Origin of the sequence: Sedimenticola selenatireducens (genome assembly GCF_007625115.1) — a bacterium.
Taxonomy (GTDB): domain Bacteria; phylum Pseudomonadota; class Gammaproteobacteria; order Chromatiales; family Chromatiaceae; genus Sedimenticola; species Sedimenticola selenatireducens_A.
This window is the reverse complement of record NZ_VMNH01000003.1, coordinates 117,321-138,726: the sequence shown is the minus strand read 5'-3', so window position 1 is coordinate 138,726 and position 21,406 is coordinate 117,321. Positions and strand designations below refer to the sequence as shown.

The following is a 21,406-nucleotide window of genomic DNA, read 5'->3' as shown; positions in this document are numbered from 1 at the left end:
GGCTCTTCATTGGCAACACGCCATAGGGCGCCCCATGGGCGCCATCGGCGGGCACGGCCCGCCCTATGTTCTAAGCGGTATGGATTATTCGCTTCGCTCACCCTGCGGGCTGACTTTCAGTCGTTCAACGCGCTTCGCGCTTTAGTCCGGCCTGCGCCGGGATGACGGTGGTTCTTGGCTTAAGTAAGTGCCATTCGAGTCACGCCCTTTATTCTGTCGGACTGAGGGGTTTGAATCCTCCCTGTTTCAGGGTCGGGGTAAACTTGCTGGCGGGTTCCTTCTTGGTTTTTTCACTTGAAGGCGGTGTAGCAATGATCCGCGGCGTGGGCTGCAGCGTGGTCAAACCACAACGCCCTGAGTAGCGAATAGTAACCGACAGCTCATTGTTGCCTTCATTCAGCTCACTCACTTCAGCAGCACTGTCCAGTTTCAACATAAAGCGATTGTCTCCAGGATGAATGGAGACCATCTCCGTTCTCAGGTACTCCACATCTTTTTTCAATCCATAGATACGTTGCAACTTGATCTGTTGGTTTGTATTCATATCTAACCACTTCAAGGCAAAGGCCGGACTGTCCGCCATACCTTTATTGCTCACATGATAAACCAACTGGATCTGGCAACCCGGCAGATTGCCATTGATAGCATGAACACCCTCCCACTGAACGGCCGTACCTCCCACGGTCAAGGTCTCTCTGCTTGTGATATCCGGTAGCGCAGGCTTAGAAGCCATGCGTGATTTTGTCAACGCCTCTTGCTGGGCCGGGGCAAATCCCCCCATGCCACCTCGCCCTTTTTCAGGTTTCTTACCCGGCAACACTGCACTAATATCTTGCTTTCCGAACTTATTCAGATCGTCCGGATCAATTACAATTGTTTTCGATCCAGGCATCGGGATCTGCAGGGTACCTGAGTAACAGACGACACTGGAGCCATCGTGATTGGGATCTTGCTGACAGAGGGGCAATGCCTCCATTTCAGGGTAATAAGATCTGAGTTTCAAGACCACCGATGAATCGGTGCAGTGAATACCCAAATTGTCCCAGATGATTGCACAGTTGGCCGGCATAAATTGCTGCGCCGAGATAGTGGCCGGTGAAATTTCAGCCTTGAGCATCTCTACAGGTTTTTTGTCCATCCGTAGTACGGGTTTTTTATCTATCCGAGGTTTTCCGTTTATCCCTGTTTTATCAGCCTCCGTATTGCTCTCTCCTGGCAATACGGCATCACCACGAGAGATCGTGTTCAGTGCATTGACTACCACTCTCGCCTTATCCCAACCCGACAGATAACTGGAATCAAACATCAGTTCACAGCGCAATGCTGACGGTTGTGACAAGCCCTGAATGGCGGCCTTACGCAGCACTTCACAGCGCTCCTTTTTCCAGGGGCGTGTACAAACCACCGTTGTATCGCCACTGAGCCCACAACGTTTCAGCCCCAACTCATTACGAATGGCACGGGCCAGTTTATTATCTGCCTTGACCTGATCCAGGCTGCAGTAGTTATCCGTGTTCACCTGACCGAAGACATCACGGCACTGATCGTAGGCGGGATAGTTCAAACACTTTAAGTTGATACCATCCTCAGGACTCCACCCCGTGGGTGGCAGACAGCCCGCAATAACCAGATCACGGATCTTGTCATCCAGCTTGGCCTTCTCCTGATCGAACTCGGCAACAAAACGATTACCCAATGGCGTACAGACGAAGGAGGCAACGCTCGGCGTGGGCTGCTGTGTGTTCTGATCAGTGAGGCATTGGTTATACAGCTGCATCAACATATCTTTGAATGAACCCGTCAGCTTGTCAGCCGAGGCCTTGAGGGACTGACAGCGTGCCGGATTGGGTTCAGGAAAGGGGAACAGACCCCGCATGTGGGTTTCACACAGCCCTCGAACAAAAGTACGCTTGCTACTGTTGGTCAGCTTGCCATAGTCCTCAATCGCATAGATGGCGGGCAGGTGTTTAATGGCCATCTCGTAGTAAGCATCTGGTGCAACGTCCAGTGCACTCTTGAACGCCTTCACTTCGTTACTGAAGCGGTCACGCTGGCCATCACACAACTCCTGGGCATTCTCTTGACTCATAGTGTGCGAGTCAAAATACCGCTCGCAGGGATCACGCACATAGGCTAATAGCGTACCCCACCCTTGCCAGTTATTGGCTACACCCAACCAGGTTCCGTAGTGATACCAGGGCTGCCAGTAGAGTGCGTAATAGTGGTCACGATCCATGTGTTTCGACTGACCAGAGACCCAGTCACCCAGATTATTGATGCCACCCCAAACGGCATTGGCCGCATCGTTGAAGGCATCCACCGCATAGGCCAACACCTCTGCCAACGGTCCACAAACCGCATCTTTGCCCGGAATGCTATCAGGGATCAGACTGCAACCCAGTTCTGGACCCGCCATGGTCACCAGCTTCACCCAGTCACCAATAGAGCCACTGCCAATCGCCACTAATACCTGCCGAACAACCGGTTTACCTTTTGAGACTACCTCTGCGAATAGCCCACCACAGACGAACGAACTGATCGGCCCCGTGGTACTCAGCCCTGCTTTACAAACTACCTGAAACAAGACATCGGTCCCAGTGACTTCAAGCACCTTGAGCCAATCACTGCCATAAGCCGCTTGCACAACTTCGACAACAGCTCGCACACCCGGATCTTCTGGCATAAAGCCGGCTGACTGCAACTCACCTCCTACGCACGCCTGCGGAGGTTGTGTGACCAGGCAATTGACCAGATCTTTGGCATCCACAATGGCAGGATCAACAATACCGGCTACCACCAGCACATTCAGCAGGGTATCCAGCGTATCCGCTCGTGAATTGATTGGCGCACTCAGACTCAGAAGCACTAGAATCAACAGTGGTAATTTACGCAGCCTATCCATGATATCTCTCCCCAATACCGGTGCCGCTACCCGCTGACACACTTAATTATTGTTAGTTTAATTCTACTGCGAAATTTAGCTCTTTTCTGTCGCCTAAATAACATATCGCTTAACTGTATGTCGGAGATCAAGACAAACGGTTCAAAATGCACCCAACTAAGAAAGCAGCTATGCTTTCAGGAAGGATTCACTATTCAAAATAGCCAGGTAGGGTGGGCACGCCGTGTGTGCCCACGTAGTAATTATGGAGCATTCGCGTGGGCACAAAAAACGTGCCCACCCTACGGATCTGCCACCGGAATAACATATCGCCTAACTGTTTGTCGGAGATCAATGCAAAGGGTTCAAAAAACAGCGGAATAAAAAATCGGCTATGCTTTTCAGAAAGTAATCACTATTACAGCTATTACCGTGGATCTGATTATGCCAGACAAGCAACCCGCACTTTTCATCTCACATGGCGCGCCTGACTTCGTCCTTACTGATCATGTCGCCAACACCACACTTAAAAATCTCGGCAAAAAAATAGCGTCGCCAAAAACCATCATTATCATCTCTGCCCACTGGACACATACCCCTATTGGCATTACCACTGCTACATCCCATCGAATAATCTATGACTTTAGCGGCTTCCCTGAAGCCCTTTATCAGCTCAACTACCCAGCCAAGGGGGATCCGGCCCTGGCCGGACAGATCGCTCAACAGCTTGAGAGATCAGGATTCAGTGTGGCATTGGATCAGGAGCGCGGACTGGATCATGGCGCTTGGGTTCCTTTGATGCTGATCTATCCTACGGCAGAAATCCCTGTCATCCAAGTATCGCTCCCGATGGGTACTTTACGTGAATCGGCAAAACTTGGAGAGGCACTGGCACCCTTCCGGGAACAGGGTGTTTTGATTATTGGTTCTGGCGGTTCAGTACACAATCTTCGCACCATGAACAGAGAGGGACGCACCGATGTTTGGGCAAAAAAATTTGAGTATTGGTTACAGCAGAATGTAGAAGGTAATCGATTCGACAGGGTCATTAATCCACAACAATTCACCCCTCTATTTGATCAAGCTCACCCCACACCTGAACATTTTGCGCCACTCATCGTCGCCTGGTCCGCAGGCAATAAAACTAAACCAGGCCGACGTTTTCATCAAAGTTTCATGTATGGGAATATTGGTATGGCGATGTATGAATTTGGATAAGTAACAGGACAAGGAATATTGGCAGCCGTAACATCCACCCTTAAAATTCACGCATTTTAAGCTTGGTTTCAGTTTCAATTGATAGGCTCTCTCCAGACAATTTGGAGAAATGCCATGCACACAACACTGCCACAAAAAGAGATCAAGGTCTGGGACCTGCCTGTAAGAGTATTTCACTGGTCCCTAGCCGCCTGCTTTATCATCGCCTACATCACGGAAGATGACTTCATCTCGCTGCATAGCTATGCCGGCTACACAATACTGGGACTGATACTCTTTCGTCTCATCTGGGGATTTGTCGGTACTAGGCACGCCCGTTTCAGTGATTTCATCCAACCACCACAAAACGTATTCAGCTACCTCAAGCGTGTCCTAACTTTCACAGCGGAACGCTATGTCGGACACAACCCCGCGGGAGGTGCAATGGTGTTTGCACTGTTACTGTCCCTGATTCTCACCACGCTGTCCGGTATGGCTACCTATGGTGTAGAGCAGTCTGCCGGACCCTTGGCAGGCCTGATGAACGGTCTGCCTGTTTATGTGGGTAAAGCCGCTGAAGAGGTTCATGAATTCCTTGCCAACTTCACCATGCTGCTGGTTCTATTCCATCTTGCCGGGGTATTAGCCGCCAGTTTTCAACACAGTGAAAACCTGATCCGCTCTATGTTTACCGGTCGTAAACAGCAATCACAATAATCGATTAAATAGAGGCCGCCGAATGAAGACTTCCCTAAGCATATTTCTGTTGCTGCTTTCAGTAACCGTACAAGCATCACCGGCATCAGAGCAGGCATTGGCCAGCTATCTCAGCCAAGGTGCCGGCCCATTCAGTGCAGAAGCAGGAAAGCGCATCTGGCTCAGTGTATCCCAGGATACAAAGAGCGGCGCAGATAGAAGCTGTACCAACTGCCATGGAAGTGATCTCACACTTCCAGGAAAACATAATCGTACAGGAAAACCGATCGAACCGATGAACCCATCAATCTCACCTCAACGTTTATCCGAGGGAAAAAAGATTGAAAAATGGTTCAAGCGAAACTGCAAGTGGACCTTGGGACGAGAATGTACACCACAGGAGAAGGGTGACCTGATTCTGTTTATCCAACAGTAAATATAATTCAATTGAAATACGGGGCAAGCAACATGAAAAAATTACACCGGGTCATTGCAAGCACACTCACTGTGTCACTGCTATCCATTACGGGCGTGGCATTAAGTAGCAACGATGAGAGCAATAATGCGCTATTCTCCTGGTTCAAAAAGACAAAGACAGGTATCGATCCTGTAGAAAGCCAACGCTACATCGAGGAGTGTGGGAGTTGCCATTTCCCCTATCAACCAGGCCTGTTACCCGCCACTTCATGGGAAACCATTACCAACAATCTAGATGATCATTTCGGAGAAAATGCCGAACTTTCCGAAAGCGACCTCAACACCCTGCGCAACTTTTTATTGAATAACGCGGCTGGCAGAAGCAATTACGGTTTACCGAATAAGATCATGGCGGCCCAAGGCGATCGGCCGTTGCCGTTGCGCATTACCGAGATGCGCTATTTTCTCCATGAGCACAGCGAGCTTCCGCAACGCATGGTGCAGGATAATCCCAAAGTGAAATCTTTTAGTAACTGTGACAGCTGTCACCAAAGCGCAAAACAGGGGTTATACGATGAACATGATGTCACTATCCCGGGTTTTGGGCACTGGGATGACTAGCCGAGTACAATGTAATTAAGCCTGCGAAACGTTTGTCTCTAAAACCATGCAGACATATTGGGAGGGCAATATAAAAGAATCTACGACTGTAATTAAAAACAGTGGCCGTCTCCAGATTCTTTGCTCCTGAATCTATCACCCTATCCCACCAGCCCTGGTGTACCCCCGCCGACCTGGCACACCATGACGTTATTGACAATATGATTAAAAGGTATAAAGTAAGTAACCATTCACTTACTTTTGGAGCAATCGTGGCACTTCATGTCAAACATCTATCGGGGGATAAACGCAGGGCCATTACGGTTGAAACGGTAATAGAACTTGCGGCAGAGCAGAACCCAAACGATATAACCACCGCAGCTATTGCCAATCGCATGGGGCTGTCACAAGGCGCACTGTTCAAACACTTCCCAAACAAGGACGCGATTCTCAGCGCAGTAATGGAGTGGGTATCAAAGCGCCTGCTATCCCGAGTGGACAAGGCTGTGCAATCCATCGCATCCCCTACAGCAGCACTCGAAGCGATGTTCATGGCACATGTTTCATTTGTAGCTGAACACCCAGGCGTTCCCCGCATGCTCTTTGGTGAGCTGCAGCATGCCAGCGATACCGCGCCAAAACGCATGGCACAGACACTGATAAGCCACTACAGAGAGCGCATACATAAATTCATTGAAGCGGGCAAGGCTGAGGGGGAGTTGTATTCGGGGCTTGATAATGATGCAGCAGTGAGCCTGTTTGTCGGCAGCATACAGGGGTTAGTAATGCAGTCCCTTCTGGCCGGAGACGTGAAAAAATTAGCTCAGGAGGCACCTCGAGTATTTAACATTTATCTCCGCGGTATCAGGAGCGCATGATGAAATTATTTCGCCTGCAAAGTCGAACATGGGCCCTGGTTGCGGTGTTGCTGCCACTGAGTGCACTGTTCATTTATGTGGCCATGCGCTCCGGCCCACTGGCACCTGTCCCAGTCACCTTAATTAAAGTGGCTAGCGGAAGTGTGTCACCTGCACTGTTTGGTATAGGCACGGTCGAGGCCAGATACAGTTACAAGATCGGCCCTACCGTTTCTGGTCGCCTAAAATACCTGAACGTACAGGTTGGTGAACAGGTCAAGGCTGGTCAACTGCTCGGGGAAATGGACCCGGTTGATCTTGATGCGCGTCTGGTTGCACAAGATGCAGCGCTAAAGCGTGCCAGGGCACAATATTTAGAGGCCCGCGCACGTGAGTCTTTTGCCCGGTCTCAAGCTGTTCGTTATGAAAAGCTGCTGTCAGACCATACCATTAGCGAAGAGATCGTAACGACGAAAAAACATGAGTTGCGTCTGGCTGAAGCCGCATTAAGCGTAATCCATGAGGATATTTCTCGCATCAGTGCGGAGTTTGATGCCATGCAGGCACAGCGTAACAACCTCAGGCTGGTTGCCCCTGCAGATGGCTTGGTAGCACTGCGCAGTGCAGATCCCGGCACCACTGTCGTTGCCGGCCAAGTGGTCGTGGAACTGATTGATGTAAAAAGTCTGTGGGTGAATGTACGCTTTAATCAGACACACTCATCTGGTTTAAAAGCCTCTCTTTCTGCAGAGATCGTTCTGCGCTCACATGCCAATCAAAACTATCCTGGAAGCGTAGTACGGATTGAACCTATGGCAGATCAAGTGACAGAGGAGACTCTGGCCAAAGTGGATTTTGCACAACTTCCTGACCCGCTCCCACCACTCGGGGAGTTAGCCGAAGTAACAGTAACATTACCCTCCCTACCCCCTGCACCCGTTATCCCTAATGCAGCGATCCAACGTAAAGATGGACAACTGGGTGTCTGGCAAGTAGTTGATGGGAACCTTCAATTCACGCCGGTAATCCTGGGTACCGCCAGCCTGGATGGGCAGGTTCAGGTGAAAGAGGGACTTGAGGTTGGAGACCAGATAGTGGTCTATAGCACTAAGGCCCTGAGCAGAAGAAGCCGGATCAATCCCGTTGATCGTTTACCGGGTGTCAAAACGTGATCAGTCTGGCTGGACGCGATATCCAACACGCTTGGGGAAAGTTTGTATTTACCGGTGTGGGTCTGGGGTTGTTGATTGGTGTCACCCTCACCATGGCCGGTGTCTATCGCGGTATGGTGGATGATGCCAAAGTCCTGCTAGACAACAGCGGCGCTGATCTCTGGGTTGTACAGAAAGACACCCTCGGCCCCTATGCCGAATCATCAAGTATCTATGACGATATCTGGCGCGGCGTTCGCAGCATACCAGGCGTAGCCAGAGTGGCTAATGTCACCTACCTGACGATGCAGGTGCAACAGGGTGAACGTGACGTACGGGCGATGGTAACGGGTGTAACAGCCGGCGAACCCGGACTGCCCGGATGGCCACCCCAACTGGTTGCTGGTAGACAGATTACCCGAGGGCACTATGAAGCCGTTGCGGATATCGCAAGCGGATTCCAACTGGGCGATCGGATTCAGATCCGCCGCAATGAATACACCGTAGTTGGCCTGACTCGTCGCATGGTCTCATCCAGCGGCGATCCAATGATATTCATCCCCCTCAGGGATGCCCAGGAAGCTCAGTTTTTAAAGGACAATGACGCCATCCGACAGCAGCGACGCCGGACCAGTGAGAATCCCGCATTCAATCGACCCGGCGTTCCCGGCTTACTGGATGCCGTTATCGCCTCACAAAGTACCAACGCATCGGTCAATGCTGTTCTGGTACAGATTAAACCGGGACAAAATGCCCAGACAATCGCTGAATCAATTCGCCGATGGAAACGCCTGACTGTCTACACCCGCAGTCAGATGGAAGAGATCCTTGTCGGAAAATTAATTGCCACCTCATCAAAACAGATTGGTATGTTCCTGGTGATCTTGGCCATTGTCAGTGCCGCCATCGTGGCATTCATTATCTATACACTGACACTTGGCAAGATTCGTGAAATTGCCGTATTAAAACTAATCGGCACACGAAATCGCACCATTGCCGGGCTTATTATGCAGCAGGCCATTGCACTTGGGGTGATTGGATTTGTGGTAGGCAAGATAACCGCTACCCTGTGGGCCCCCGTGTTCCCAAAGTACGTGCTATTACAACCTCTCGATTCTGTCATCGGTTTTATTACCGTCATCATCATCTGTGTGCTGGCAAGCATTATCGCCATTCGTGCCGCGCTGAAGGTTGACCCGGCCGAGGCCATTGGAGGTTAAGATGCGCGATAAAGGAATACGCATTGAGGGCCTGACCAAACGCTATGGAAAAGGCGACACCGCAGTTGATGCCCTCAAGGGAGTGGATATGCAGGTCGCACCGGGGGAAGTTGTCGGACTCATCGGACCGTCGGGCTCTGGAAAAAGCACCCTGCTTAAATGTCTGGGAGCCGTCATCGAACCGACAGCGGGCCGGATGATTCTAGGCAATGAAACTATTTATGATAATGGCTGGAAGGTGAACGATTTACGCGCCTTACGCCGTGACAAAATAGGTTTTGTCTTTCAGGCCCCGTACCTGATTCCATTTCTGGATGTAACCGACAATGTAGCGTTGCTTCCAATGCTGGCAGGCAAACCAAATGCTGAAGCTCGTAAACAGGCCGTCGAGCTTCTTCAGGGACTCGATGTACAACACCGTGCCAGAGCCATGCCATCACAACTCTCCGGCGGTGAACAGCAACGCGTAGCCATTGCCCGCGGTCTGGTTAATCGCCCACCCGTTATCCTGGCCGATGAACCGACCGCCCCACTGGATAGTGAACGGGCTCTCGCAGTGATCAAGATACTCAATGATATGGCGCGTAAATTTGAGACAGCAATTATTGTCGTCACTCATGATGAGAAAATCATCCCGACATTTAAACGTATTTACCATATCCGGGATGGCGTGACCTACGAAGAAGCGGGGGAAGGTATTGACTTAAGATAATTTCATGCTGCAATTATGTTGCTCAGCAATAATCACGGTCCCGAATGACACTGAGCAAGCTCAAATGTGGGGCGGGTTAGCGTTTTTACGTAACCCACCAACCGTGTCGTCAGGCACACCTTAAACAAACGACTTGTGTTGCTGCGCAACGCTTGGTGGGTTACGGCGCAAACAACGCGCCTAACCCACCCTACATTGGATACGAATCTGCTTAAGTAAGCATTATTCTTCTCTGACTTAGTTTTTCTGTTTTTTCGAAAACAAAATTTTAAATCGTTACTTCGGACTCACCATTTTCTACGCCAAAAACGGACGCATGGTTATACGCTCTATAGGCAGCCCCCTTACTAATTCAACAAGCGCGGCAACAACAAGGTAATCGATGGGAACAGTATCAGGATAACAACTCGCACAATGTCTGAGATCAAAAAGGGCATAACCCCTTTGAAGCTCTCTATCATCGGCACGTCTTCCGCCATTTTGTTGATGATAAAGACATTCATCCCAACGGGTGGTGTTATCAAACCCACTTCGACAACGATCAAGGCAATGATGCCGAACCAGATCTTCAGCTCTTCCGGGTCCATGGCAAAATCCAAGCCCATCAGAATCGGCCAGAAGATCGGTACAGTCAGCAAGATCATGGAGAGTGAATCCATGACACAGCCAAAAATCAGATAGAGAATCAACATCGTCACTAGCACGAGATAGGGTGATAGCTGACTGTCACCGATCATGCGTGCCGCCTCTGCTGGCATCTGTGTGAGTGCCAGAAAGGCGTTAAACAGATCCGCGCCAAAGACAATCAGAAATATCATGGCGGTGGCACTCGCCGTACCGAGCAAACACTCCTTTAACCCGTCTAAACGCAGCCCGCCATGCGCGAAGGCCAATATTCCTGTGGCTATTGCGCCAACGGCAGCGCCCTCTGTAGGGGTAAAGGCGCCAGCATAGATACCCCCAATAACCACCACAAAAATAATGACCACGGCCCAGATATCACCCAGGCTACTCACCTTCTCTTGCCAACTGCTCTCCGGCCCAGCAGGGCCCGAGTTGGGTTTCAGTCTCACATAGATTGCAATGGCGATCAGGTAGCCAAAGGCGGCAAGAAAACCGGGGATGAAGGCTGCCTGGAACATAGTGGCAATATTGCCTTCAGTAAGAATGGCGTAGATTACCAAAATCACGGACGGCGGAATCAATATCCCCAACGTACCACCCGCAGCGAGCGCACCCGTTGCCAGACAACCAGAATAGCCATGTCGCTTTAATTCAGGCAAGGCCACCTGCCCAATGGTTGCTGCCGTGGCCAACGAGGAGCCACAAATTGCACCAAAGCCGGCACAACCGCCTATCGCGGCCATGGCTATGCCGCCACGGCGATGCCCCATCCATACACTCGCCGTATGAAACAATGCACGACTCAAACCCGCTTTACTGGCAAATTGACCCATCAATAAAAAAAGCGGAACAACGGAGAGATCATAGGTACTGAATCGCCAATACGCTGCCGTCTTGAGGTAATTGATCAGTGGCGACCAACCCGACAGCCACACATAACCAATCATTCCGACCAGGAGCATGGCAACACCAATCGAGAGTCTCAGTGCGATCAGTATTAACAAAACACCAAACAGCAGAACACCAATAGCAATGCCACTCATATCGATTTATTGCTCCATTGGCGTACACCCGTATAGAAACAGACCAGCGTTAGCAAGGCGAGTGAAGCGACTATTGGAATAAAACCCCACCAGCGCATCAAGCCTAATATCATTGTCTGCTCTTCATAGCGATACATGTCATACCCCCCCAGAGCAAGACGCCATGTCAGTAGTGCGGCAATGATACAGAACACAAAACTTCCCAGACTATCCATTCGACTGCGGGTCTTAGCGCCCACATTCATGGTAAAAAAATCCACCACAACATTGCCATTGTGTAACTGGCAATACGGAAGGAAGGCAAACACGGTAATCGCACAACCCATTTCAACCAGTTCAAAATCACCCGGCACCGGAAGACTGAAAAAATAGCGCCCGACAATGCTGATTACTGTCATCAGTGCTAGACCCAGCAGGACCATACCCCCCATGAAAGCAAACCAACGACTGGATGCATGAACCGCCCGACCCAAAGGGTCGGGCTGATGATTGTTAATCGTGAATGTCATGGATTCAATAAATTACTCATCTATCAATGGCTGTATTTTGTAACCAGATCCCTGGCGTCGTCATACATCTTTTGGCCATCTTTACCCTGGTCATTCATCGCCTTGATCCAATTATCAATCACGGGCTGTGTCGCGCTTTTCAAGGCAGCAAGCTCTGCACCTTCAATAGTGTTGAACTGATTACCGCGTTTTTTCGCAGCCTCGCGCCCAGGATTGTCTGCAGCATCCCACACTTGCCCGATCTGTTTGGCCAGAGCCAGCCCTGAATTATTATCCAGCACCTGCTTCAGGTCGGCGGGTAAACTGTCGTATTTTTTCTTGTTCATTGCGAACAGGAACATGGCCGTATAGATACCCCGATCACCGCCAATCTCTGTGTGATACTTAACCAGTTCGTGGGCCTTAAGGGGTAGTGTCACTTCATAGGGCAGCATGGCACCATCCACTACACCTTTTGATAACGCTTGTGGCACAGCAGGTACGGGCATACCAACGGGCGTCGCACCAATAATAGACAGCGCCTCATTAATTGTCCGGGTTGGTGCACGGATCTTGGTATTCTTTAGATCTGCCAATGAGGTGATTGGCTTATCGCGCATGTGGAACTGTCCGGGTGCATGCGTATGAATCAGGATAGGATGCACATCCTTGTATTCATCTTGCATATACTTTTCGTAAAACTCCCAGGACGCCTGACTGGTTGCCTCTGCGCTTCCCGCTACAAAGGGTAACTCAAATACTTCTGTAAGCGGAAAGCGACCACGCGTGTAACCGGGCACCGTCCATACAATGTCAGCCACGCCATCTCGAACCTGGTCAAAAAGTTGTGGCGGCTTTCCACCCAGCTGCATGGCCGGATAGATCTTTATATCAATCCTGCCATTGGACTCTTTCATCACCTTGTCCGCCCAAGGTTGAATAAACTTGGCGTGGGCAGTTGCAGGTGCCGGCAAAAAATGATGCACCTTAAGTTCGACTTCTGCAGCCTGGACGGAAAGCCCGATCACGACCCCCGTTGACAGTAGTAGCTGCATCCCCTTTCTTATGTACTTTTTCATTACGTTCCTCCTCGGTTAACTATCCGGTCCAGTCAGATAAATACATCATATGGCCGGCATGGTCTCTTCAAGCATTTGTTGTAATTTGAACTTTTGAATCTTGCCCGTGGCCGTCTTCGGTACTTCATCTATGATCCGCACGTCTTTCGGACATTTAAAATGTGCTAACTGTTTTTTTAGCGCGCTCTGTACCTGCCGCGTCAACATCACCCGATCAACATCAGGATATTTTGGCTCAAGGAATAATACGATCTCGCTTAGACCCTCTTTACCCGATGCCTCCACAACAGCGGCCTCACCGACTTCGGCCAATGACAGGGCGCAACACTCAATCTCTCCTGGGCTCACCCATTGTCCGGATATTTTCAACATGTGATCAGCACGCCCCTGGTGATACCACCACCCCTCATCATCAAAGCTGAATATATCGCCTGTGCGATACCACACGCCACTGAATGCATGACGCGTCATATCCTGGCGATTCCAATAGCGGTCACACACGGATGGCATTCGGAGCCAAGCCACACCAGGCGTATCCGGTGAATTAATAGGCTCACCCTCCTGCGTGGTCAAACGCACTTCTGCCCAGGGAACCACTCGCCCTGTCGCCCCCGGTTTATGTGCATCCGGTGTATTGACAATAAACAGAATCAACGTCTCGGTTGTGCCAATACCCTGATAGATCTTATTCCCCGTGACTTGCAGCCACTCTTCATGCAGAGGCACGGGTAACTGCTCACCCGCTGAAACACAGCAACGGATGTTTGTAAAAGCGGGATGATTGGCAATCCCTTCATTAAGGAGTTTGCGATAAAAGGTCGGCACACTGAATAACAGATCGGGTCGGTGTTTTTCGATTAGATAACCGGTTCGCTCAGGGGTTGGCCAACCATCAAACAAAATCAGGGTCGCACCACAACGCAGTCCGGCAAAAAAACCGTGGGCCAAGGGGTAGGCAAAAAACAGTTTAGAAGTGCAGAGAATCTTTTCACCCGGCTGAACCTTGAGGTTTTCACGTAGATGTAGATCACTGACAATCACATCGTGATGCAGATGCACTGCCGCCTTTGGCTTTCCTGTAGTGCCTGAGGTATATATCCAGAATGCCATATCGTCAGGTGACATTGCGGTGATCTGGCGTACTGAAGAGCTATCGTTTAGTAAATCCTTGGTTGAGAGATGACCCTCAGACTCACCATTCCTGATGATCAATCTGAACGGATGAGTGATTGCAGATTGGAATTGCTGGAATGTCTCTAAATATTCACCTTCAATAAACAGTACGCGAGCTCGACTTTCATTAATAATAAAGACCAGATCTTTCTCAACAGCCATCCGATTGTAGGTGATAGCCACCGCACCGATGCGCATCACGCCAAGGTAGGCCGCCACGAGATCAACGGAATCTTCCAGTAAAAAAAGCACCCGCTCTTCTGGCAATACACCCTGCGACCGTAAGGCATTGCCATACTGATTCGCACGAGCATCCAATTGGGCGTAACTGATCGATTCTGATTCATCAATAATGGCGATCGCATCACCCAACCCTTGACTCAGGGCAGGACTCAATATCTCGTCACCGGCATTCATGGCACTTTCGACATAGGTCTGTGGAAGGGTCATACGCAATTATCGCTCCGCCAAGTCAGTGCTTAATATTTCTTATATTATTCTTTATACGATGAATTATTTTGCATATTCCAGGCCAAGACCTTCTCTTCTCCCACGAGAAAACGGCTAATTACCTAATATTTATAATGTTTATTATGCCCATTTATCGAGAAAGGTACGCGACTGATCCGCCATTAACTGTTCATATAACGAACACTTTGTAGAATTATTATTTGTCTAATTGACGAATAATACATATATTTCAATAAGTAATGGTGAAGCGAGCAACAGATTAACAGTATGTCCATAAAATGGACATTATTCGAGAGGGAGAGATTGCATTATATTTCTACTTACTGGAGCGTATTTTGAATTTTGTAGATTGTGGTTCTGGAGACACCCAATATTCGAGCCGCCTGGCTGATATTCCCTTCACACCGCTCAATCACCCATTGAACATAGGCGTGCTCCATTCGGGCCAAAGTCCCGGCAGCGTGGAAGGTCGCCAACGAATTATCGCCTACACCATTGACCGACTGGCTTGAGAGCATAGACTCAACACTCTCCGCTCTAATCTCCCCATCACAATAGACGCGAAGACGCTCAATTACATTCTTCAATTCCCGGACATTTCCAGGCCAGTGATGTCCCATCAGCTGCTTCATGGCACCGGGCGCCAATACGGGCGGCGTTGTTCCACCCAGCGTCTGACCCAGGAAGTGATCAACCAACAAGGGAATATCATCCGTACGCTGGTTCAGCGGGGGGATATTGATAGTCAAAACATTCAGGCGATAATAGAGGTCCTGGCGAAATCGCCCTTGGGAGATCATCTTTTCCAGGTCGCGGTGAGTGGCTGCAATAATGCGGGCATTGGTGCGCTTGATCTGCGTGCTGCCCATCGGCCGGTATTCGCCTGTTTCCAGAACACGTAGTAACTTTGCCTGACAGGTCGCCGACAATTCACCGATCTCATCGAGAAAGAGCGTACCCTCCGTGGCTGCATGAAACAGCCCGTCATGCTCCTGAATTGCCCCGGTAAATGAACCCTTCTTATGGCCAAACAGTTCACTTTCAAGTAGCTGATCTTGCAGCAATCCACAATTCAGGGGAATGAAGTTTGACTGCTCGCGCTCGCTCCAATAATGAAGGATCTGAGCAACCACCTCCTTACCCACACCACTCTCCCCGGTAATAAGCACAGGCATCTGTAGAGGCGCCATCTTCTTTGCCATGGCAATAACTTCACACCATGGGGCACTTCGCCCTATCGCCAGGGGAGGCTTCTTCGTATTATTTTTAGTTGCTTTTGTAAGCATATGGCGCAGATCTCAATACACAACCGCTGGATTATGTACGCCGAGAATAGCAACAATAATGTAAGCAATGCAAAGGCAACCGTTTATTAATGGCTACAAGAAGAAGCCGCACAGAGATTATTTCATTTTGCATCATCGTAGTCACCAGCTTACACAAAACAATAAGCCAGCCACTACGATGACATCACCAAGAACAACGAACCCTCAAGGGCGGGAATTACTCACGGGAGTCTTCCCCGCCTCTATGCGAACCAGAAACTCTTCCATGATCTGCTCATAGAGTGCATCACCCAGAACCTGATCCTCGACACCCGAGTCAATACTGGGGTTATCATTAACCTCAATTACCACAATGCCGTTCTCCGTCTCTTTCAGATCCACACCATACAGACCGTTACCGATCAGATTGGCTGCCTTGAGAGCGGTATCCACCACTTTTTTCGGTGCATCGGCTATGGCAAAGGTGCGGAAATCACCCTCTTTATCCACACTACTGTGATCGTATATCTGCCAATGATCCTTAGACATAAAGTATTGGCAAACATAGAGCGGCTTGCGATTAATAATACCCACTCGCCAATCAAACGGGGTATAGGTGTAGGCCTGCCCCAACAGGAGATCGGAATCCTTGAACATCTTCCTGGATACCTGCTCCAGCTGTTGGCGGTTCTCGACCTTGTAGACGCCTAGAGAGAACGATCCATCCGGCACCTTGAGGACAATGGGGTAAGCAATCTTCTCTTCCAACTCATCCAGCCCACCGGAGCGAACAATCACCGTCTCAGGTGTCGAGACACGATGTAATTTCAGTAGCTCTTCCAGGTATATCTTATTGGTACACCGCAAAATTGAATCCGGGTCATCAATAACAACCAGTCCCTCTGATGCCGCCTTACGGGCAAACCGATAAGTGTGGTGATCAATGGCTGTGGTTTCTCTTATGAAGAGTGCGTCAAACTCACTCAGTCGGCCGTAGTCTTTGGGAGATATAAGCTCCGCATCCAGGCCATACTTTTTCGCCGCACGGACAAACTTTTTCAATGCTTTGGGATCAGAGGGCGGCATCGCCTCCTGCGGATTCTGCAGGATCGCCAGATCATAACGGCCCATTCTTTTCTGCCTGGGCGCTTGCCAGCGCTTACTCAGGTAGCCGTTAAGTGCATCATCCAGCTCATCCTGTTGATCATCTGAGAGATCCTGTATGCCCAGCGCTTTAATACCAGTAATGCGCCAGTCCGCCTTTTTTTCAAAAACAATGCGCATGAGTGGGGCACGGAAGAGTTCGAAAAGCTCGCGCGCCAGCGGCTGAAAGTCCTTCAGCGGAGAGTTGCCAAACATCATCGTCACACTGAACGAGGTTGTCTCCACCCCTTTGTGACGGCGACCCAGTATACGTTGAACCTGCTTGTCCAGGTCTTCGGTTTCCAAAGAGTAAAGTGACTTTCGACTCAAATCACGCAGCGTCCTCACAGAAGGGATTACCTTATGCCCACGGGCTTCTGCCAGCAGTGAACAATAATACCCCTCCCCCAGATACTTTTGTGAGCGGCAGAGATTAACGATGCGTAATCCGCGTTTCTGCTGCCAGATTGGATCTTTCAGATACTCAGCCGCCGTCACCACAGGATAACCATTAACATGGCCCTTCCAATGGCTGGCCTTTTCAACCAATAACAGATGTTCAGTCATGATAGAGCACCACCATTGCCTGTAAACCTACCCGCCCATAACGTGCCATGGTTTCAAACTTCTCCTTTAAAATAGGCATATGTATTGAATCAATTAAGGTCTCACCTTCATCACGATCAACAAAGGGATCATTAACATAGATAAAGCTGTCATCTGACCCGGTCACTACCACCCAATGAGGCACCCGCGCCTTATAGATCTGCCACGAACTTATAAGCACCAGAGGAATTCCTTTACGCTGAAGGCACTCATCAATCTCTTTCGCTGTCACACCCGCCGGATTGATCGGCACCCCCAGGGACTGTAACTCTTCATACATATCCTCTTGAACCAGGCGCATCACCTCTTTCTTGTGCTTGCTACGGACCGAGTCACCCAAGTGGGTTCCCGAACCCGTGATATAGACATCCACGCCATACCCTCTATTGACCGCGGCAATAGCCAATCCATACGGCCCACACCCACCGTGCCCTGAAGTCATGAAAATCGTTGTGGCTTCACGCCAGAGTCGCAACTCCAGGCGTCGGGAGAAAATGACATCAGGGTCAAGTGCCTTCATGGCCATCATCAAAGAGGCTGCACCACAGGTAAATTCCAGACTCTGTTCATAATAAGGTACCGGTGTCAGTTCCGGATGAAGATCAGGTGCCAGCGATTTTTCCATTCGCCAGGCATCCATGTGATCTTCGTAATAATCAACGAACTCACCTAATCGACGGTAGCCCAAGGCATCATAAAGACGCAGTGCAGAATGATTATCCTTGCGCACTTCCAGCCGCAGATAGGCGCGATGGTGAGCCCAGGCCTCTGCCTCCGCTGCCTTCATCAAACGACGACCGACACCCTTGCCTCTGGCATCCGCAATCACGGCTATCGAGTAGAGTCGCGCAACCGATGTGGCACGTGAAAAAAGCAATACGACATCACCTAGCGCGACGCCATGCTCTTCTGCGACCAGAATGGCGGCATTGCCTTTTTTCAGCAAATAACGAAACTGCCTTGATGAAATTCGATCAGCTTCAAAACACTGCTCTTCCAGCTGTACCAACGTCCCTAGATCATCTGGTTGAGCCTTACGTATCAACAAACCCGAATCAGGGGTCACACTATTCATTACGCATGCCTAAAAAAGAGCTCATAGAGGGTGAGTATTATCTCAATGACAATGAGTATAACGATATACCACTCAACACGTAGTGTTCGCCGATCTTGAATCAGACCCAGCAGGGTTTCAGCAGTGCCACTAATCAAATCGAGCTTACGCTCTAACGCTATCTGCCGTTCCCCAATCTCATACTCATTTTCCAGGCGCTGCCAGAGCCGCTCATGTTCCGGGTGCTCCCAGAGCACATCGGGTTTCTCGCCTACCTGAGCACGCGCCACCATGCGATGCTGTATCTGCAAAATCTCACCGATGTGACAGAGTAGATCATGTGCCTGCCGAGGCAGATGCCCCGCAACTTGCATTCTTTCAGCCAACGGCTCAATACGATCAAAGGCACCAGACGCCTGCTGCTCATAGTGATCCAGCACCAGACTCTTGGCTAAAATATCGGCAACCAACTGCAACACCGGTACTTCGGCTACGCGCAATATTAACCTACCCGAGGCAAAGCGCTCCTCTGCATCCGGTATGATTTCAATATCCAGTGATTCAATAATGGGCGCGTCAAAAGGCCGTTTGATAAAGGGGTGCAGTTGTTGGAGCAGTTTCGCCTCAGCCTGGGGAGAGACATCAAACAACACCACGACGCCAAATCGAAACAGCACCGCGTAACCACCCTCATGGATGGCGATAATAGTGGGATCCCGGGAGATGGCTTCCAGGTGATTGATGCGTCTTAACTCGATACCCAGTCCGACAAGGAGTGACTGGGCCGTGGTAGTAGATGACAACATGAGATGTACTCACTCAACAAACAAAATTAGGGTCGCCTTATACAAGCATACACCGTTTAGACTGCCGTTAGCATTTGTGTTATTGAGAGAAAATACACCTCACGAGACAGGAAACCTGAATGTTATTCGTTATAGGGTCAGCATGATCAATAATCGTCTAAACTCTTTCGCTCACGCTTGGTGCGGATCTTACTACGGCCACGAGGGCTCTCTACGTCTGCAGATCGAGTACGCTTCCGGTCATTAGGATTCCGGTAGCTGAAACGATAATCCAGCTCATCGCTCTCTTCGACAAACTCATTGCGCAGCCTTCTGCTCACTACACTTTGCTCCTATCCTGTTCATTAACGTCATTAGGGGAAAAACGGCGACAGATTTAAATCAATCGACTATAAATAGAAAGCAAAACTTATTTGTTGGTTTAAGCAAAAATTTTTGTTGAAAAAGTGCTTTCTGCGAGGCTCTTACAGCCTCACCATTAGCACCATCCGGCCCACCCTGCCGTAGGGGCCTTTTCCAGCCAAATATACTGACACCAAAGGGAGTCACCATGTCTGAAAGTGCAAAACTGACCTATCAGGGCAAAGAGTTTGAATTGCCCGTGATCTTCGGCACAGAGGGCGATAACGCCATCGACATCCGCAATCTACGCAGCCAAAGCGGACTTATTACCTTTGATCCAGGGCTAGGTAATACTGGAAGCTGTCAGAGCGATATCACCTTTATCGAAGGCGACTTGGGCATACTCCGTTATCGCGGGATTCCACTCGAACAATTCCAGGATAATCCCAACTTTGTTGAAGTGGCTCTAGCGCTGATCTTTGGCGAACTGCCCAACCAGGAACAGTATGCACAATTCAGCGCCAGCCTGACAAAGAATGCGAATCTGGATGAGGACATGAAGCATCATTTTGCTGGATTCCCCCGTTCAGCACCTCCGATGGCGGTACTGTCGGCAATGATATCCACCCTCTCCTGTTTCCATCCTGAGTTCCTTGAACTGGAAGACGAGACACAATTCGCCCGCGCCGCCGCTCGACTCATCAGTAAGGTACGAACACTGGCCGCTTATGCCTACAGACGCTCGCTGGGTCTGCCTTATAACTATCCGGATCCTTCACTACCCTACGTGTCCAATTTCCTGCATATGATGTTCTCTGAACCCTATAAGCAGTACAGCATGGAAGAAGAGGTGCTCACCGCCTTAAACCTCATCCTTATTCTGCACGCGGATCACGAACAGAACTGCAGCACCTCGACCGTTCGCATGGTTGGCTCAAGTGGCGCTAATCTGTTTGCCTCCTGCGCCGCGGGTGTAAGTGCGCTCTGGGGTCCATTGCATGGCGGAGCCAATATGGCCGTCATCGATATGCTGGAAGCGATTCACCAAGGAAATATGACACCCGAGGCATATGTCGCCCTGGCAAAGGATAAGGACAGCTCGGTTAAATTGATGGGCTTTGGTCATCGTGTCTATAGAAATTTTGACCCACGCGCAACGATTCTGCGTGACGTCTGTGAAAAGCTGCTCAACAAGCTGGGCATTAATGATCCCCTTTTAGAAATAGCTAAAAAACTGGAAGAGATCGCCCTCAGCGACAGTTACTTTATCGAACGCAAACTCTACCCCAATGTGGATTTTTACAGCGGCATCATCCTGCGGGCTATTGGTATTCCAACAAGTATGTTTACCGTCATCTTTGCCATTGGACGCCTACCGGGCTGGATTGCCCATTGGTATGAACAACATAGTCAGAATGACGGTAAAATCTGGCGGCCTCGTCAGGTCTACACCGGTCTAAACGAAGGCCGATTTATCCCCAGGTCTGAGCGCGGCTGGTAAACAAAACAATCGTTCTTGAGGCACACGTTGCCGGGCCCTACAAAAAGGCTCGGCAACATCGACAAACCACCTGTTTCCAT

19 protein-coding genes are annotated in these 21,406 nt (G+C 49.9%); 9 read left to right on the top strand and 10 right to left on the bottom strand.

Annotated elements, in window-relative coordinates; genetic code table 11:
- Nucleotides 1-208: 208 nt before the first annotated feature.
- Complete coding sequence (locus FHP88_RS01720; RefSeq protein WP_144357255.1) at nucleotides 209-2,902, bottom strand: CARDB domain-containing protein; 2,694 nt, start codon at nucleotides 2,900-2,902, stop codon at nucleotides 209-211.
- A gap of 423 nt (nucleotides 2,903-3,325) precedes the next feature.
- Between FHP88_RS01720 and FHP88_RS01715 the strand changes: the two genes are divergently transcribed.
- The 8 genes from FHP88_RS01715 (at nucleotide 3,326) to FHP88_RS01680 (ending at nucleotide 9,731) form a co-directional block, all read left to right on the top strand.
- On the top strand, nucleotides 3,326-4,099 hold the full coding sequence (locus FHP88_RS01715) for a DODA-type extradiol aromatic ring-opening family dioxygenase (RefSeq protein ID WP_144357254.1): 774 nt from the start codon (nucleotides 3,326-3,328) through the stop codon (nucleotides 4,097-4,099).
- A 114-nt stretch (nucleotides 4,100-4,213) separates the two neighbouring features.
- Entirely contained in the window at nucleotides 4,214-4,795 is a 582-nt protein-coding gene (locus FHP88_RS01710) for a cytochrome b/b6 domain-containing protein (RefSeq protein WP_144357253.1), read from the top strand.
- Nucleotides 4,796-4,817: 22 nt separating this feature from the next.
- Nucleotides 4,818-5,210: a DUF1924 domain-containing protein gene (locus FHP88_RS01705; RefSeq protein WP_144357252.1), complete on the top strand. Its 393-nt coding sequence runs from the start codon at nucleotides 4,818-4,820 to the stop codon at nucleotides 5,208-5,210.
- Nucleotides 5,211-5,242: 32 nt separating this feature from the next.
- Nucleotides 5,243-5,812 (top strand): diheme cytochrome c, encoded by a 570-nt coding sequence (locus tag FHP88_RS01700; protein WP_260843127.1) that lies wholly within the window; start codon nucleotides 5,243-5,245, stop codon nucleotides 5,810-5,812.
- 251 nt (nucleotides 5,813-6,063) lie between these two features.
- Nucleotides 6,064-6,669 (top strand): TetR/AcrR family transcriptional regulator, encoded by a 606-nt coding sequence (locus tag FHP88_RS01695; protein ID WP_144357251.1) that lies wholly within the window; start codon nucleotides 6,064-6,066, stop codon nucleotides 6,667-6,669.
- Nucleotides 6,669-7,820, top strand: a complete 1,152-nt coding sequence (locus FHP88_RS01690) for an efflux RND transporter periplasmic adaptor subunit (protein WP_144357250.1) — start codon at nucleotides 6,669-6,671, stop codon at nucleotides 7,818-7,820. The genes FHP88_RS01695 and FHP88_RS01690 overlap by 1 nt, the downstream gene beginning before the upstream one ends.
- On the top strand, nucleotides 7,817-9,019 hold the full coding sequence (locus FHP88_RS01685; RefSeq protein WP_144357249.1) for an ABC transporter permease: 1,203 nt from the start codon (nucleotides 7,817-7,819) through the stop codon (nucleotides 9,017-9,019). The genes FHP88_RS01690 and FHP88_RS01685 overlap by 4 nt, the downstream gene beginning before the upstream one ends.
- Nucleotide 9,020: 1 nt before the next feature.
- Complete coding sequence (locus FHP88_RS01680) at nucleotides 9,021-9,731, top strand: ABC transporter ATP-binding protein (RefSeq protein WP_144357248.1); 711 nt, start codon at nucleotides 9,021-9,023, stop codon at nucleotides 9,729-9,731.
- Between the two features lie 347 nt (nucleotides 9,732-10,078).
- On the opposite strand, the gene FHP88_RS01675 is transcribed toward FHP88_RS01680, so the two are convergent.
- From FHP88_RS01675 to FHP88_RS19060, 9 genes are all read right to left on the bottom strand, one after another.
- A complete protein-coding gene (locus FHP88_RS01675) occupies nucleotides 10,079-11,398 on the bottom strand; it encodes a TRAP transporter large permease (RefSeq protein WP_144357247.1) in 1,320 nt (439 codons plus the stop codon).
- On the bottom strand, nucleotides 11,395-11,907 hold the full coding sequence (locus tag FHP88_RS01670; RefSeq protein ID WP_144357246.1) for a TRAP transporter small permease: 513 nt from the start codon (nucleotides 11,905-11,907) through the stop codon (nucleotides 11,395-11,397). Before FHP88_RS01670 ends, FHP88_RS01675 begins: the two co-directional genes overlap by 4 nt.
- Nucleotides 11,908-11,930: 23 nt before the next feature.
- Nucleotides 11,931-12,965 carry a TRAP transporter substrate-binding protein gene (locus tag FHP88_RS01665; RefSeq protein WP_144357245.1) on the bottom strand — a complete coding sequence of 345 codons (1,035 nt, stop codon included), beginning with the start codon at nucleotides 12,963-12,965 and terminating at the stop codon, nucleotides 11,931-11,933.
- 45 nt (nucleotides 12,966-13,010) lie between these two features.
- Entirely contained in the window at nucleotides 13,011-14,588 is a 1,578-nt protein-coding gene (locus FHP88_RS01660) for a benzoate-CoA ligase family protein (protein WP_186297561.1), read from the bottom strand.
- Between the two features lie 341 nt (nucleotides 14,589-14,929).
- Entirely contained in the window at nucleotides 14,930-15,895 is a 966-nt protein-coding gene (locus FHP88_RS01655) for a sigma-54 interaction domain-containing protein (RefSeq protein ID WP_144357243.1), read from the bottom strand.
- Nucleotides 15,896-16,099: 204 nt separating this feature from the next.
- Nucleotides 16,100-17,584 (bottom strand): RimK family protein, encoded by a 1,485-nt coding sequence (locus tag FHP88_RS01650; RefSeq protein WP_144357242.1) that lies wholly within the window; start codon nucleotides 17,582-17,584, stop codon nucleotides 16,100-16,102.
- Nucleotides 17,577-18,698 carry a GNAT family N-acetyltransferase/peptidase C39 family protein gene (locus tag FHP88_RS01645; RefSeq protein ID WP_186297559.1) on the bottom strand — a complete coding sequence of 374 codons (1,122 nt, stop codon included), beginning with the start codon at nucleotides 18,696-18,698 and terminating at the stop codon, nucleotides 17,577-17,579. Before FHP88_RS01645 ends, FHP88_RS01650 begins: the two co-directional genes overlap by 8 nt.
- The gene (locus FHP88_RS01640; protein ID WP_144357241.1) at nucleotides 18,698-19,483 is read right to left on the bottom strand and encodes an RMD1 family protein; all 786 of its coding nucleotides are present in this window, start codon (nucleotides 19,481-19,483) and stop codon (nucleotides 18,698-18,700) included. The genes FHP88_RS01645 and FHP88_RS01640 overlap by 1 nt, the downstream gene beginning before the upstream one ends.
- 146 nt (nucleotides 19,484-19,629) lie before the next feature.
- The gene (locus FHP88_RS19060) at nucleotides 19,630-19,803 is read right to left on the bottom strand and encodes a hypothetical protein (RefSeq protein WP_186297558.1); all 174 of its coding nucleotides are present in this window, start codon (nucleotides 19,801-19,803) and stop codon (nucleotides 19,630-19,632) included.
- 230 nt (nucleotides 19,804-20,033) lie between these two features.
- Here FHP88_RS19060 and FHP88_RS01635 point away from each other — a divergent pair, with 230 nt between their 5' ends.
- Nucleotides 20,034-21,326: a citrate synthase gene (locus FHP88_RS01635; protein WP_144357240.1), complete on the top strand. Its 1,293-nt coding sequence runs from the start codon at nucleotides 20,034-20,036 to the stop codon at nucleotides 21,324-21,326.
- Nucleotides 21,327-21,406 lie beyond the last annotated feature (80 nt).

Bases quoted from the DNA above. Each gene is read 5' to 3' on its own strand.
- FHP88_RS01720 (WP_144357255.1), bottom strand. From the start codon at position 2,902: ATGGATAGGCTGCGTAAATTACCACTGTTGATTCTAGTGCTTCTGAGT.
- FHP88_RS01715 (WP_144357254.1), top strand. From the start codon at position 3,326: ATGCCAGACAAGCAACCCGCACTTTTCATCTCACATGGCGCGCCTGAC.
- FHP88_RS01710 (WP_144357253.1), top strand. From the start codon at position 4,214: ATGCACACAACACTGCCACAAAAAGAGATCAAGGTCTGGGACCTGCCT.
- FHP88_RS01705 (WP_144357252.1), top strand. From the start codon at position 4,818: ATGAAGACTTCCCTAAGCATATTTCTGTTGCTGCTTTCAGTAACCGTA.
- FHP88_RS01700 (WP_260843127.1), top strand. From the start codon at position 5,243: ATGAAAAAATTACACCGGGTCATTGCAAGCACACTCACTGTGTCACTG.
- FHP88_RS01690 (WP_144357250.1), top strand. From the start codon at position 6,669: ATGAAATTATTTCGCCTGCAAAGTCGAACATGGGCCCTGGTTGCGGTG.
- FHP88_RS01680 (WP_144357248.1), top strand. From the start codon at position 9,021: ATGCGCGATAAAGGAATACGCATTGAGGGCCTGACCAAACGCTATGGA.
- FHP88_RS01675 (WP_144357247.1), bottom strand. From the start codon at position 11,398: ATGAGTGGCATTGCTATTGGTGTTCTGCTGTTTGGTGTTTTGTTAATA.
- FHP88_RS01670 (WP_144357246.1), bottom strand. From the start codon at position 11,907: ATGACATTCACGATTAACAATCATCAGCCCGACCCTTTGGGTCGGGCG.
- FHP88_RS01665 (WP_144357245.1), bottom strand. From the start codon at position 12,965: ATGAAAAAGTACATAAGAAAGGGGATGCAGCTACTACTGTCAACGGGG.
- FHP88_RS01660 (WP_186297561.1), bottom strand. From the start codon at position 14,588: ATGACCCTTCCACAGACCTATGTCGAAAGTGCCATGAATGCCGGTGAC.
- FHP88_RS01655 (WP_144357243.1), bottom strand. From the start codon at position 15,895: ATGCTTACAAAAGCAACTAAAAATAATACGAAGAAGCCTCCCCTGGCG.
- FHP88_RS01650 (WP_144357242.1), bottom strand. From the start codon at position 17,584: ATGACTGAACATCTGTTATTGGTTGAAAAGGCCAGCCATTGGAAGGGC.
- FHP88_RS01645 (WP_186297559.1), bottom strand. From the start codon at position 18,698: ATGAATAGTGTGACCCCTGATTCGGGTTTGTTGATACGTAAGGCTCAA.
- FHP88_RS01640 (WP_144357241.1), bottom strand. From the start codon at position 19,483: ATGTTGTCATCTACTACCACGGCCCAGTCACTCCTTGTCGGACTGGGT.
- FHP88_RS01635 (WP_144357240.1), top strand. From the start codon at position 20,034: ATGTCTGAAAGTGCAAAACTGACCTATCAGGGCAAAGAGTTTGAATTG.